This is a genomic window from Sellimonas caecigallum (assembly GCF_019754295.1).
GTDB classification, from domain to species: Bacteria; Bacillota; Clostridia; order Lachnospirales; family Lachnospiraceae; genus Sellimonas; species Sellimonas caecigallum.
On record NZ_VIRV01000001.1, the window covers coordinates 165,454 to 179,406 of the forward strand.

Genomic DNA, 13,953 nt, shown 5'->3' on the forward strand with positions numbered 1-13,953 from the left:
CATTCCATCTTAAGTTTCTCAGGACACAATTGCAACTTTACCCTCTGTCTCTGCTTCAATGCGCTCATCCAGCTTTCTCAGCATCTTCTCTTTATCCTTTGGGAGCTCTCCTCTTACACGGAATTCTATGAAATCATGAAATCCATCATATGTCAGAGCGTCTGTCTCTATCATCTCCAACAGCCTTCTTTCTTCCATCAGATTTTCCTTTTCATCAGCAGGACAGAATGTGCCGTTTTGAATTTCCCGGAAAAGGGGCGCGCTCTCGTGCAGGAACATGGAAAAATTGATGACTCTCCTCGGCCTCGTCCTATTGAAAAAAGCAGCCGTATGTTCTGCATTTTCTATTCCTCGTCCCTTACCCGCCACTCCAGTCATAATGTGAGCATCATAGATAAGGCCAGCTTCTTTCATCCGGCTGATTTCCCGGTACGCCTGTTCAAGTGTGTGGTCTTTTTTCATAAATAGCAGAACGTCATCAAGCCCACTTTCAATTCCCAGATACAGATGTCTGACTCCCTCTTCATAAAGCCTGCAAAGCTCTCTGTCAGTCTTTCGCCCTACATCTGTTACCGTTGCATCCATATGTATACTTTCACATCCTGGAAAATATTGATGGATTTTATCCAGGATCTCCAAAAGTCGGTCTGCAGAGAGCCCAAATGCATTTCCGTCCCCCAAAAATACGGTCTTCGGATTGCCTCCCGCCTCCCGCACTCGTGCCAGTTCTTCTTCGATCTGCTTCATCGGAAGTTCCCTGTAACTGAGATGCTTGAACAAGGTACAAAAGATACATCTGTTGTATGCACAGCCCACGGCCACCGGAAGCATAAACGAACTCCGCTCCATCGGTCCTCTGCAGATCTGCCCTTCATATTTCATAGAAACACCTTCTTTAATTTCATATGACAGCTTATCTTTACTTGCTTCTCTTTCTATTATTATATACTACTTTTTTAGGAAATCCCAGCGTTTGCTTTCAAACTCGGAAAAGGATTGCTTTTTTCATCAACTTTGTGTAAAGTAGTAGATGTAAATTTTTTAACAAAAGTATAAACATACTGAGGAGGAAATCATGTCTAATTCTAACAAGCCGTCTATCGGCAAGCGTGCGTCTGTATTTGAACTGAATGGTGTGCCGCAGTTCGGGCAGGCGTTTCCTTTGGCGCTTCAGCATGTTGTGGCTATGATCGTAGGATGTGTAACGCCTGCTATCATCGTATCTGGTGTAGCGGGTCTCAACAACACAGACCGAGTCATTCTGATCCAGGCAGCTCTCTTTACCTCGGCTCTTTCCACACTGCTGCAGCTCTTTCCTTTTGTACGCACCCAAAAATTTCAGCTTGGCTCCGCCCTGCCTGTCATCATGGGAATCAGTTTTGCCTATGTTCCTAGTATGCAGGCCATTGCCGAAAGTTATGATGTCGGTACCATCCTCGGGGCCCAGATCGTCGGCGGAGTGATCGCCTTGCTCGTGGGGATTTCTATCCGGAAGATCCGTGTACTCTTCCCTCCGATCATTACCGGAACGGTCGTGTTTACAATCGGCCTCTCCCTTTATCCGACTGCTATCAACTACATGGCCGGAGGTACTTCAAGCCCTTCCTACGGTTCCTGGAAAAACTGGCTGGCAGCATTCTTTACGCTGGCTGTCGTAACAGCATTGAATCACTTTGCCAAAGGCTTTTTAAAACTTGCTTCCATCCTGATCGGCATCATCGCAGGATATATCTTTGCTGCCTGCCTTGGTCTTGTAGATCTTTCAGGAATTCAGTCTGCCGGAATCTTCCAGCTTCCGCAGCCACTCCATTTTGGGATCAAGTTTGAACCTTCAGCCTGCGTGGCCATCGGCGTACTTTTTGCCATCAATGCAATCCAGGCCATCGGCGACTTTTCCGCAACTACAGTAGGAAGTATGAATCGGGAGCCAAAAGATAAAGAACTCCAGGGCGGTATCATGATGTATGGGTGTTCCAATATCCTGTGTGCCCTTCTCGGCGGTCTCCCGACTGCCACTTACAGCCAGAACGTGGGAATCGTAACAACAACAAAAGTTGTCAACCGATGTGTCCTTGGACTTGCCGCCGTCATTTTGATGATCGCGGGACTGCTTCCGAAATTCAGCGGTCTTCTCACAACGATTCCACAGTGTGTCCTTGGGGGAGCCACAATTTCCGTGTTTGCCTCCATCGCTATGACTGGTATCAAACTCATCATGCGCCAGGAAATGAACTTCCGCAATTCCGCTATTGTTGGTCTTGCAGTCGCATTAGGTATGGGCGTCACTCAGGCACCTGCATCCCTTTCCGCTTTCCCGGAATGGGTAACTACGATTTTTGGAAAATCTCCTGTTGTGCTGGCCACAATTACGGCAATCATCCTGAATCTCATTCTTCCAAAAGAAGAAAACAAACATTGATTTCGTATCCATATGCGTAAAAAGACTGCGGATGGTTCTCTGTGAGAAGCACCAGTTCCGCAGTCTTTTCTTTCCTATTGACTCCATTCATATTATCCCAAAAAGGAATCATGGAGCGAGAAGGAAAAGGTAAAATTTTCTCATTTCATATTGCAAAATATTTTCCCCGTGATATACTGTATGTATGCAGATATGGTTCATCGGTAGAACGCTAGCTTCCCAAGCTGGAAAGGCGGGTTCGACTCCCGTTATCTGCTTGCAAAAGGCCGGAGGCATTGAATGATCAGTGTTTCCGGTTTTTTTCTTTCCCGATCCGGGTATAGTCGATACAGACAGGATAGGTATTCTCGCCATCTTCAAGCAGTGTCGCTTCGATTTCATAGAGATCTCTGAGATTTTCTTTTGTGACCACATCCCCAGGCTTCCCTTCAAAAAGAATCCTTCCCTCTTTCATTCCGACGATATGGTGTGCAAATTTGGATGCATGATTCAGCTCATGGATAACCATCACGATCGTCGCTCCTTCTTCTTCATTCAACCTCTTCAGTAGTTCAAGAATATCTATCTGGTGTGCCATATCGAGATAAGTAGTAGGTTCGTCCAAAAGCAAGATTTCTGTCTTCTGCGCAAGTGACAGCGCGATCCACACTCTCTGCCGCTGGCCTCCGGAGAGTTCTTCTACTTTTCTGTCTTTCAGGTCATACACTCCCGTTTTTTCCATGGCCCAGTCCACAATCTCATGATCTTTTCGCGAAAGTCCGGACATAGGCTTCTGATACGGGAATCTGCCGTATCCTACCAGATCTTTTACAGAGATACCTTCCGGAACAATCGGACTTTGCGGTAGTACTGCCATCTTCCTTGCAATCTCCTTTTGTGCCATCTTTTTTATATTCTTTCCATCCAGAAGAACTTCTCCTTTTCTCGCCGGGAGAATCCTGGCTATTGTTTTCAAAAGCGTGGATTTGCCACATCCGTTCTGGCCGATCAGCATCGTAATCTTTCCTTCCGGTATCACAAGATTCGCGTGCGGAATGATAATGCGATCTTCATATGCAGCCTGCAGATTTTTTATTTCGATTCGCATCGATAAACGCCTCCTATTTTCCTTTTAACATAATATAAATAAAATACGGAACTCCCACAATGGATACGATGATTCCCACTGGTATCTCGATCGGGGAGAACAGGTTCCGTGCCGCTGTGTCAGCCGCCACAAGAATGACCGCGCTGACCCCTGCAGATAAAGGCAGCATCTTTCTGTGAGATGGCCCGGCAAGACGCTTCGCGATCTGAGGACCCAGGAGTCCTAAAAAAGCGATATTCCCGGCCACAGACGTAGCGATGGCTGCAAGACAGGATGAAAGAATGAGAAAGAAAAGTACTTCCCGCTGAAGGGATACTCCTACCCCCATAGCCAATTCATCTCCAAGAGCCAGTACATCCAGTACCTTGCTCCGGAACAGAATGAAAAAGATCAAAACGAGGATCAGCGGCAGTGTGATGATGATATAGTGCCAGCTGCTCCCCCAGAGACTTCCATTTGTCCATGTGAGGACCTGATTGTAGTCTCCTTTTGACATATTGAGCTGATAAAAAGAAATCACAGCCGTGATTCCTGCGTTGACCCCGACTCCGGTAAGAATAAAACGCACCGGCCGGATTCCCCGTTTATACGAAAACAGATAAATAACAGCAACGGTAAGAAGGCTCCCCATTATGGCGAGAAGCGGCATGAAAAATGCCTTTGACGCCGCCAGCTCCGAATAGTATGCGCTCGTTCCAGCCGAAATCCACACCACTACAAAAAGAGCCGCACCTGCATTGATCCCGATCATTCCCGGCTCGGACAACGGGTTCCGGGTAACAGCCTGGAGCACTCCGCCGGAAACACCAAGGGCGGATGCCACAATAACTGCAAGGACGACTCTTGGGAGACGAAGCTCATAGATGGTAAATCGCTGCATGCTGTCTCCATTTCCAAGAAAAGTTCCTATCACTTCCCCTGGAGTCATCTGGTAGCTTCCAACCATCAGGGAGATGATTACTGTCAAAAGGAGAAGGACAATACAAACTAACACTGCAATTTTGTATTTTGATTTCTTCATCTATTTTTTCTCCTTTCTCACAAGCCACAAGAATACCGGCACGCCGATACATGCGGTAAATAGTCCGATCGGAAGTTCATACGGAGCCAGGATCGTCCGCGCTGCAATATCTGCCAGTACAAGGATGACACTTCCGTACAGGAAAGAGAGCGGCATGAGTTTTCTGTAATCATTTCCGTTCAATTTTCTTATGATATGAGGAACAAAAAGTCCTACGAATCCAATATTTCCAGCCGCCGCTACACAGACAGCGCATATTGGGATGATGCAAAGTACGGTCTTTCTTTTTACTTTTTCCGGGGCAACACCAAGCCCTGTGGCAGCTTCATCCCCAAGACTGATCAGATTGATCTTCCCTGATAATGAGAGGGCAAGGATGCTAAAGCTTCCGCCAACAGCAAAGAGAAATGCCGCCTGGATCCATCCAGCCTGACGAAATCCTCCAGCCACCCAGAAGGCCAGTTCCTGAGACCGGTTTCCAAGAAGCGCAGCCACTGTTGCCAGGGAAAGGAAAAAGGTACTTAAGGCAGTCCCTGCCAGAAGAATTCTGGAAATACTTTGGTTTGCAGCACTTTTCATTGTAAACAGAAGGATCATCCCTCCGCTTATGGCCGCACCCGCCAAAGCCATGAAAAAATTCCCATAGACGCCTCCTGCCAAAGCGGACACCGAAGAGATGGACACCGCAAGCGTCGCTCCCTGGGTAACCCCCAGAACAGTCGGCTCTGCAACAGGATTTCTAAGCACTCCCTGCATCATAGTCCCCGTCATTGCCAGCATTCCTCCGGCTAAGACTGCACATACTGTCCGGGGAAGTCTGACATTCCTGATTAACTGATCGTGAAGCGTCCCTTCATAATGAAACAACCCGTGATAGATATCCGAAAGCGGAATTTTTTTTGCACCTATATGAATGGATGCGATGATTCCTACGAACAACAGCAGCGTTCCCGCTGCTGTCAAAATCCAAGACTTATCCTTCATTTTCTATTTCTCCATCAAAGAGGAAAACTCTTTAAGAAACACTTCTTTTCCGATACAGCTGTATCCGATATTGAAATATGGGCTGGATGGCAGCTCCACCACATGCCCGTCCTTGACGGCTCTCATACTGTTGTAGATACTGTTCCCTTTCAGACTTTCCATATCTTCCACTGTCCCGACAACAAACAGATAATCTGCGTCGATCTGTGCAAGCCCTTCATAGTTGATGACCGGAAGGCTGATATTCTCCTGCTGCGGCATATTTTCCGGTTTTTTCAGTCCCATGTCATCGTACATTACACCGCCGATCCCTGCCGCATCAAAGACAAAGAGCTGTCCACCGCTTGCAAGGAGAGCCAGGTACGTTGTATCTTCCCCGTATGTCTCCCGAATCGCTTTCCCGGTTTCTTCCGCTTTCTCTTTATATGTTTTCAGCCACTCTTCTGCCTTTTCTTCTTTATTCATCAGTTTTGCAAAGGCCTTGATGTCTTCCCTCCAGTCGATCTGTGCAAGCTCGATCATAACCGTCGGTGCAATTTTCTGAAGCTGGCTGTACATCTTTTCCTGCACATTGGAAATAATGATGAGATCCGGATTTAATTCCAGGATTCCTTCCACATCCATTGTATCCTGCATGCTGTATCCGAGAATCTTGGCTCCATCCAGTGTTTCTTCTAGGTATGACGGAAATTTTGTGTAATCGTACGCATCTGAGTTAGCTGTACCTACCACTGAATATCCAAGAACAGAAAGGATGTCACTGTTTCCACTCAAGTCCACGATCCGTTTCGGATCGGCCGGTATCTCTACCTTGCCTTTGGCATCCTGAACTGTCACTGTTTCCGCCTTTTTACCGGTTTCTTCCTGCTTTTTTGTGTCTTTCCCCTGGCATCCTGCCAGAATTGCAGAGGTTGCCATTACGGCCATAATAATTGCAAAAAATTTCTTTTTCACCTATACTTCTCCTTTTATTTGTTGTAATATATTATTATCTGTTAGCCTTAGCTAACTACGTAGGGCATTATAACAAACCCATGTCCATAAATCAATACAAACATCTTTTTTGATTATTTTATCATCTTTTATCATATTTTTTGAAAGGGGAATGTTATGTTTTTTTCAGACAACGCGGCACAGTTCAGATATATTGTGCTGCGAGAACTCGATTTTCATACAGAAAAACAGACTTATTTTACACATTACCAAAACTCGGACGGAAGCTCTTTTCGATTTTATCAAAAAGAAAATCTTTATGACTTCGGGATTGCTGACTACACGATAGGACACGATTTTACGATACGCTTTGACAATAGTGAGCCTCTATTGAGATTCGGAATCGTATATGACGGCACAACAAGATTCCAGCTGGATCATCAGGCTGCTTCTGCCTTTCTACCGTCTGCCTTTCTCGTCTACGAAAAAGAACTTCACGGTATACAAAAATGGTTAAAAGGACAGCATTTTCACGGCGCAGAAATCACGATTTATCCAGATTTTGTCCGAAAACTGGAGGCAGAGTACCCTGATTTTCGCCTTTCGGATTATTTTATTCCCAATCACACTTATTACCATCTGCCATCACATATTCTGCAGGTCCTGCACCGAATGCTCTATCTGGACCGTACCGGGAGATTAAATCCGCTGCATCTGGAGGCAGCGATCCTCGAATGTATGGCCGCAATCTTCGAAAGCGGAGAGCCAGATGGGCAGAACGCTTTCTCTCGACAAGTAGATTACGGTACCATAGAAGTGGGAAAAGATCGACGGCAGATTGCATTGACTGCCAATGATTTTCATTGTATCCAAACTGCCAAAGATATTCTCACGGAGCAATTCCGCAATCCTCCTACCATCGATTCTTTAAGTCGCCAGCTTCTGATCACGCCACAGAAGCTAAAAGCCGGATTCTCCCACTACTACCATATGACAATCGGAGAATACGTCTCTTCTCTTCGGATGTCTCTGGCTACCAATTTGCTCTGTACCACCGAACAGTCTGTGGCGGAAATCGCCCGTGAGACAGGATACAGCTACACCTCGAATTTCATACGGAAATTCCAGGACACATACAGCTGCACTCCCCTGAAATACAGGAAACGTGAAAAAAGAAAATAGGATACCGTTTATAGTTTAAAAAGCGCTGCTATTTTTCCTTCCATTCCTTGATGGCAGCAAGTCTCTCTTTGTATGCTTTTTCTTTTCCTTCTTCAGTAGGAAAATAGTATTCTCTCTCTTTCATGGAATCCGGCATACACTGCATATGAGTCAGTTTCTCTTCTGTATCATGGGCATATTGATACCCTTTTCCGTAATCCAGCTCTTTCATCAGCTTTGTAGGAGCATTTCGAAGTACCAGGGGCACCGGTTCATCTCTCTTCATCCTGACATCTGCTTTGCAGGATTCACACGCTCGGTAAAGTGCATTGGACTTGGGCGACAGGGATAAATAAATGACCGCATGCGTCAGGTGCACATCACACTCAGGCATTCCGAGAAAGTGACAAGCCTGGTATGCCGCAACCGCCACCTGAAGTGCCTGACTGTCCGCCATTCCCACGTCCTCACTCGCGAAGCGGATCAGCCTCCTGGCAATGTAAAGAGGATCCTCTCCTCCCTCCAGCATTCGCATCATCCAGTAAACAGCTGCATCGGGATCGCTGTTTCGCATGGATTTATGCAGGGCAGAGATGAGATTGTAATGCTCTTCCCCCGTCTTATCATACAGAAGAGATTTCCTGTTGATACACTGTTCCATTCCTTCCTCCGTGACATAGATCCCATCGGCGTGTATTTCGCCATTGAGCACAGCCATCTCCAGTGTGTTGAGCGCTGTACGGGCATCTCCATTGGCAAATGCGGCAATCGCTTCCAACTGGCTGTCTGTGATTTTGACATGTTGTTCCGCAAAGCCTTCTTTTTTCTCAAGCGCATGGTGCAGCAGACATACAAGATCTTTCTCTTCCAACGCTTTGAGTACAAATACCTTACAGCGAGATAACAGAGCTGAATTAATCTCAAAAGAAGGGTTCTCCGTTGTTGCACCGATGAGGGTAATGCTCCCTTTCTCCACAAACGGCAGAAATGCATCCTGCTGTGCCTTATTAAAACGATGGATTTCGTCTATAAAAAGAAGGGTCCGCTGCCCCATCTTTCTCCTCTGTTCCGCCATCTGCATGACTTCTTTGATCTCCTTGATCCCGCTTGTGACCGCACTGAAATTTACGAATTCCGCTTTCGTTTTTCCTGCGATGATACTTGCAAGCGTCGTTTTCCCCACGCCCGGAGGACCCCAGAAAATCATGGAGGAAATTTGGTCCCGTTCTATGAGTTGTCTTAGTATCTTTCCCTCTCCAATGAGATGTTCCTGTCCCACAAAATCTTCCAGTCCTGCCGGCCTGAGTCTGGCTGCCAGAGGGACAGTCTCTCTTCTGTCATCAAACAATGTCATCTGTTCCATATCATCACTCTTCTTTCAGATCGTATAATGCGTAGAGGTCCAGCATATTTTTGTACATCATCTTATTTCCCATATATTGTCGGTAAGTAGCAGATTTTGTCCTTCCTGCCTCTTTCATCTCCTCCAATTTGTCACATGCATCCTCGTACCTCTCCTGAATGGCTTTCTGCATCTTTTCGTACTGCTGAAGCTTTACTCTGTCTTCCATCGCTTTTACCCTCCTTTGGAACTATTTTATCTGTGTTTCTATTCTAGCATATTCTTTTCATTCTCAAAAGCCGGTTCCCAAAATCCAGCTCTTATCAGATTGGAGAATTATATCAATGGCAGGCATGACTTTCGTCTATCTTTACTTTATATTCACAATTCCTTTTGTTTTTTCTCATATTTTCGTCACAAATGCAGTGTATTATAGAATCAGACAAGGAAAACAACTTGTTGAAATAAAAATTTTCTTTTTCATAATTTTCTCCACGGCTGGGGCTCCTCCCCCAGCCACTTTTTTTATGCCAAAACCAAGCCAGCAAAAGACCCGCAAGCAGTGTTTCTATCCTGCTTGCGGGCCATACCTCTATCCAGCTGATCTTTCTAATAAAATTTTGTAATATCATCGACTGCCTTTCGCTTTGGCATAGCCGGTGCTGCATCGCTGTAACCTACCCCGATGACAGCTACAACTGCTTCTTCTTCCGGAATTTCCAGCACATCTCTTAATTTCTTCTCGTCCCTGATACCCATGACAAGAGTGGATAACCCTAATTCCGTCGCTTTCAGTATCATATTCATATTGCTCATACCGCAGTCGTAATATCCCCATCCGTTTCCAAGCTCATTGGATGGCGTACCATCCGGATTAAACCCGGAGCGATTGGTTACGATCGTAGTGACGAGCAGCAGCGGAGCATTCTTCGTATTCTTCTGATTAAACTCCGGCAGAGCTTCCCTTACTTTTCCAAGCATTTCCTCTGATCTTACAGCATAATATCGGGTAACCTGTGAGTTTTTCCAAGACGGCGCCAGAATCCCGGCGCGAATGATCTCCCGGATCTTATCGTCCTCCACCTTATCGGTACGGTATTCTCTGATGCTTCTTCTTTTCTCCAAAACCGTCTGTAATTCCATTTCGTCCTCCCTTTCCGGCTCATAAACCTGTTTTATCTTCTTTTCAGTATATACCTTTTTAAATCGGATTTCCATCCCAGAGTTTTCGAATTTGACAGAGTATCCTCTTTCTCCTAGGGAGTGATCCGTATACCCTTTCCGTTACAATAAGACAGAACTTTTTTACATTCCGTTCTTCTTCTTCTGTGACAGCTTCTCTGCTGAACGCCGCTTTACTCACAATATACACCACTGTCTGTACATTCAGTTCTGCCCTTAAAATCTCCTCATCCATTCCCGGATACACGGTCATTTCCCCTCTGGCGGACGGTGTCGCCTCTACCGGTATCCATCCCACATTTTCCACGAATATTTCCGGCCAGGCATGAGCCGCTTCATCGGTCACTTCCGCATGCCATCCATCCTCATTTTCCGTAAAATCGGAAGGAGAAACTGCGTATCCGGCTGCATATCTGGCCGGAATTCCATACATTCGAAACATTAAAACCGCAGCGGACAAAATGCTGACAGTAACCTTCCCGACTGTCAAACAGAAAATATTCCACGGGATCCCGGTTAAAGGGACTCATTCCCGGAGTCCTTGTGTAAGACGCGCTTTCATTCAGAGTATCCAGGATAAAAGCTGTAATTTCTTCAACCCCTTCTTTTGGATGGGAACTGCAAAATTCTGCAAGCCTCGGGATCTGCTTTTCGGGCACTTCTGTGTATGTCTCCTTTGCAATGGCAGCGTACTCATCCTGCAGCTGCTCATAATAGATTTTATACTGCTGGAATTGTGTGATCTGATCCCAGTCTGTCTCAATATCTGCCTGTTCCATATATGTGAACGTAAATCCTTTTTTCATCTCATCCCAGTCTTGGTGGTATGGCATGCTGAAATATGGGACATACCATTCAGAAAACGGATCCCCCATATAATGTATGGAAAGATAACGGGAATTGTCTTCCGATCGCTCCCACTGCATGACCAGATTCATAAAGTAATACATTGCAGAAATTGTCTCATTGGGTCTGTGAGAAACCCACAAATCCAACTGTTTTGTCCCTGCTGGATAGAGATTTCCCCGGTTGATCGTCCCATCCGATGGTCTGTCTGCTGTTCCGCTGATTCTCTTGAACGCTTTTTGGATCGAGCCTTCTGCCTTGTAAGCCGCATCGTACATCCATCCACTGCCAAACTGTGTAAAAATCATGGAAATCAAAAGGACTGCCGCCATCCCTTTCCACAGAAGACTGCGGATTTCGCCTTTGACACGCTGTTTTTCGTCTTCTTCTCTTGTCTGCTTTTTTGGCATATGGACTCCCCAGAATACGAGCTGAAAACATCCAAGCAGGAGAACCGAAGGAACTCCCGGCCTAAGCCCAAGAAAAGGAGCAGATAAAAGTAAAAGATTGGAGACGAGGCAGAGAATCCAGCGATTGGTTTGCCGCACTTCCAAAACAAATAACAAAAAGATCGCAAAAAGGCAGAAAGACACCACCGCTGCAGTCACATCTTTCTCTCCTTGTGCGATTCCTCCAATGCATTCGCGAAGGTGTTCATATTGGGGAAAAAGTACTTTTCTAAAAACTATGGCTGCACACAGGAACCCTGCCAGAAACATCGCACTCCCAGCAAGCATTGTCCTCTTTTTCCTTTTGTAAAGAAAAGAGAAAAAAACGGCGGCGGCCGCCGCCGCAGTAATGGAAACCGCCAAACTGCAGCGGATATTTTCTGATAGTGCGAACATGGACAGTATTCCACATGCTCCCGACATCAAAAATACAAGGCAGGAGAGCCTGTCTCCCCATATTTTTCTAATCTGTCCTATCTCCTTTTTTTTCATCGTCCGCTCCCCTTTATGCAATCCAAATCTCTTGCTCCAATTCTCTTTCAAACTGTTCTTCTGTGAACTGAACAGCCAATTTCCCCTTGTGATACAGACCAAGATCCCGGTTGAGACAGAATCCACCGCTTTCTTTATCCGCCTCCGTCTGTGTGCCCTTTATCCATTCTCCCTTTGTCCGGAACAATTGAAGCAAAACTTCTCTTACATCTGCCTCTCCCATGATCTGTACCCTGCAAACTTTTCCGGTTTCCTCATACCACTTTACGCATACCCCATCTGCAGCCCGAAAAAGTCCAAGAAGACACGCGTATAGAAGTTCATAAAAAGCATCCTTTTTTTGTTCTGAATCTGACTGCGGCTTCTCCAGATCTACAAAGAGTTCCTCCCATTTTCCAGATTCCGGCGGATACTCTTTGACGAGAAGTGTTTCTGTCCGGGCGCTTAGATTCCAGTGGATCCGTCGTTTCTGATCACCTTGCACATACTCTCGGATCTGATAATGATCATTCTGGCTATGTGAGAATGGCACTGCTGCACCTTGCGCGCTCCTCTCCCCATCATCCCAAGTCTGTTCCGCAAAGCAAATCTTCATATACCTCTCCGGTGGAAATACTGCGATTTCCTGACTCAGATTTTCTTTCTTCTTCTTCCGAAACAGTCCGAAATAGTCCGCAATCTCTACCTTTCGGATTTCTGTCTTTATGATTCCACAGTGTGGTGCCTCTATGAAATATGAGAACTCCTGCTTCTCTTTTTTCCCTACATATCCTTTGTACAGCAGCTTCTTTTTTCTGCGTTCTCTGTCATAATTATATCTCATTTGTACCCAGACTCTGCTTGCCGGTATGGATCCTTTGTTCACAAGACAAAGGGAACTTCCTTTCTGTTCATTTTTGCGGATTTCTTCCAGACTTTTGGGAAACTGCACTCCTACCTTTGCCTTCAGATACAGGGCAGTGAGAAACATCAGGATAAATACGAGAATTTCGGCCGCCGCAAGAAGAAGAAATGCAGGAACGTGGTACATTCCTCCTACATACCATGTGATAACAATCAACAGCATAAAAACTATTTTTCATTTTTCCGCCCCAAGCGCCGGCTTCCTGACCGATGCGCTGATTTCCTGTAAAATTGACTCTTTTGTCCTGTTCTGTGTTCTGGCGCTTCCGCTTAGCGAAACTCTGTGTTTCATAATATATGGGAACTGTTCCTCCACATCCCCCGGAACAACAAACGAACGGCCATCCATCCAAGCAGCAGCCCGAGCCATCTTGACAAGCGCGATCGTGGCTCGCGGACTCCCTCCTCGTTCCAGCAGCTCATGCTGCCGTGTCTTCCGCACAAGCTCGACAATATAGCGATAAACAGACTCGTGAATATATATCCCCGCTGTCTCACGCTGTATTTCCAACAGCGTCTCGGCATCCATGATCTTTTTCAGAGTATCCATACGGCTCTTTTCTTCTATTTCCATAGCCATGGCAAGCTCGCTTTCAAAATCCGGATATCCTACAGACATGCTAACCATAAAACGGTCCACCTGCGCTTCCGGGAGCATCTGTGTTCCCACACTTCCGAAAGGATTTTGGGTGGCAATTACGAGAAAAGGAAGCGGCACTTCACGGGTAACTCCCTCTACTGTAACACTTCTTTCCTCCATTACCTCCAGAAGAGCCGACTGCGTCTTAGGCGATGTCCGGTTAATCTCATCAGCCAAAAGCAGGTTGCAGAACACGCTTCCCGCCTGATACACAAACTGTTCTTCTCCCCTCATATAAATGGAAAACCCAGTCAGATCAGATGGAAGGACATCCGGAGTAAACTGGATCCTCTTGTACTGAAGATCCATAGATTTCGAAAAAGCAAGTGCCATCGTCGTCTTCCCAACTCCCGGGATATCTTCCAGAAGGATATGCCCGTTGGCGAGAAAGGCCAGCATTACTTCCCGTACAATCTTCTCTTTTCCAAGTATGATTTTGTTGATCTGCTCTATCACATCGTTTACTTTTTTCACAGACATGGACACTCCTCCTC

Annotated in this window: 14 protein-coding genes and 1 tRNA gene; 3 read left to right on the plus strand and 12 right to left on the minus strand. The window is 46.0% G+C overall.

Annotated features, from left to right (window positions below):
- Positions 1 to 18: 18 nt before the first annotated feature.
- A complete protein-coding gene (locus FLB61_RS00800) occupies positions 19 to 882 on the minus strand; it encodes a radical SAM protein (RefSeq protein WP_221919145.1) in 864 nt (287 codons plus the stop codon).
- Between the two features lie 193 nt (positions 883 to 1,075).
- On the opposite strand from FLB61_RS00800, the gene FLB61_RS00805 reads away from it, so the two are divergent.
- Together FLB61_RS00805 and FLB61_RS00810 are read left to right on the plus strand one after the other, a co-directional pair.
- On the plus strand, positions 1,076 to 2,419 hold the full coding sequence (locus FLB61_RS00805; RefSeq protein ID WP_087199459.1) for a uracil-xanthine permease family protein: 1,344 nt from the start codon (positions 1,076 to 1,078) through the stop codon (positions 2,417 to 2,419).
- 186 nt (positions 2,420 to 2,605) lie between these two features.
- Positions 2,606 to 2,676: transfer RNA gene (locus FLB61_RS00810), tRNA-Gly, on the plus strand.
- A gap of 26 nt (positions 2,677 to 2,702) precedes the next feature.
- Here the strand turns inward: FLB61_RS00810 and FLB61_RS00815 are convergent.
- The 4 genes from FLB61_RS00815 to FLB61_RS00830 are packed head-to-tail and all read right to left on the minus strand — an operon-like array spanning position 2,703 to position 6,465.
- Positions 2,703 to 3,506: an ABC transporter ATP-binding protein gene (locus tag FLB61_RS00815; protein WP_221919146.1), complete on the minus strand. Its 804-nt coding sequence runs from the start codon at positions 3,504 to 3,506 to the stop codon at positions 2,703 to 2,705.
- A gap of 13 nt (positions 3,507 to 3,519) precedes the next feature.
- Positions 3,520 to 4,527, minus strand: a complete 1,008-nt coding sequence (locus FLB61_RS00820; protein ID WP_087212790.1) for a FecCD family ABC transporter permease — start codon at positions 4,525 to 4,527, stop codon at positions 3,520 to 3,522.
- Positions 4,528 to 5,511: a FecCD family ABC transporter permease gene (locus FLB61_RS00825; protein ID WP_087199452.1), complete on the minus strand. Its 984-nt coding sequence runs from the start codon at positions 5,509 to 5,511 to the stop codon at positions 4,528 to 4,530.
- Positions 5,512 to 5,514: 3 nt separating this feature from the next.
- Positions 5,515 to 6,465, minus strand: a complete 951-nt coding sequence (locus tag FLB61_RS00830) for an ABC transporter substrate-binding protein (RefSeq protein ID WP_330625465.1) — start codon at positions 6,463 to 6,465, stop codon at positions 5,515 to 5,517.
- A gap of 156 nt (positions 6,466 to 6,621) precedes the next feature.
- On the opposite strand from FLB61_RS00830, the gene FLB61_RS00835 reads away from it, so the two are divergent.
- Positions 6,622 to 7,626, plus strand: a complete 1,005-nt coding sequence (locus tag FLB61_RS00835; RefSeq protein ID WP_221919147.1) for a helix-turn-helix transcriptional regulator — start codon at positions 6,622 to 6,624, stop codon at positions 7,624 to 7,626.
- A 28-nt stretch (positions 7,627 to 7,654) separates the two neighbouring features.
- Here FLB61_RS00835 and FLB61_RS00840 read toward each other — a convergent pair whose 3' ends face one another.
- The 7 genes from FLB61_RS00840 to FLB61_RS00870 form a co-directional block, all read right to left on the minus strand.
- Entirely contained in the window at positions 7,655 to 8,968 is a 1,314-nt protein-coding gene (locus tag FLB61_RS00840; RefSeq protein WP_221919148.1) for a replication-associated recombination protein A, read from the minus strand.
- Positions 8,969 to 8,972: 4 nt separating this feature from the next.
- The gene (locus FLB61_RS00845; RefSeq protein ID WP_087199446.1) at positions 8,973 to 9,176 is read right to left on the minus strand and encodes a hypothetical protein; all 204 of its coding nucleotides are present in this window, start codon (positions 9,174 to 9,176) and stop codon (positions 8,973 to 8,975) included.
- 380 nt (positions 9,177 to 9,556) lie between these two features.
- The gene (locus tag FLB61_RS00850; RefSeq protein WP_087212813.1) at positions 9,557 to 10,090 is read right to left on the minus strand and encodes a nitroreductase family protein; all 534 of its coding nucleotides are present in this window, start codon (positions 10,088 to 10,090) and stop codon (positions 9,557 to 9,559) included.
- A 58-nt stretch (positions 10,091 to 10,148) separates the two neighbouring features.
- Positions 10,149 to 10,571 (minus strand): transglutaminase-like domain-containing protein, encoded by a 423-nt coding sequence (locus FLB61_RS00855; protein ID WP_221919149.1) that lies wholly within the window; start codon positions 10,569 to 10,571, stop codon positions 10,149 to 10,151.
- Positions 10,495 to 11,916 (minus strand): hypothetical protein, encoded by a 1,422-nt coding sequence (locus tag FLB61_RS00860; RefSeq protein ID WP_087212766.1) that lies wholly within the window; start codon positions 11,914 to 11,916, stop codon positions 10,495 to 10,497. Before FLB61_RS00860 ends, FLB61_RS00855 begins: the two co-directional genes overlap by 77 nt.
- 13 nt (positions 11,917 to 11,929) lie before the next feature.
- The gene (locus tag FLB61_RS00865; protein WP_221919150.1) at positions 11,930 to 12,982 is read right to left on the minus strand and encodes a DUF58 domain-containing protein; all 1,053 of its coding nucleotides are present in this window, start codon (positions 12,980 to 12,982) and stop codon (positions 11,930 to 11,932) included.
- A gap of 12 nt (positions 12,983 to 12,994) precedes the next feature.
- A complete protein-coding gene (locus FLB61_RS00870) occupies positions 12,995 to 13,939 on the minus strand; it encodes an AAA family ATPase (protein WP_221919151.1) in 945 nt (314 codons plus the stop codon).
- Positions 13,940 to 13,953 lie beyond the last annotated feature (14 nt).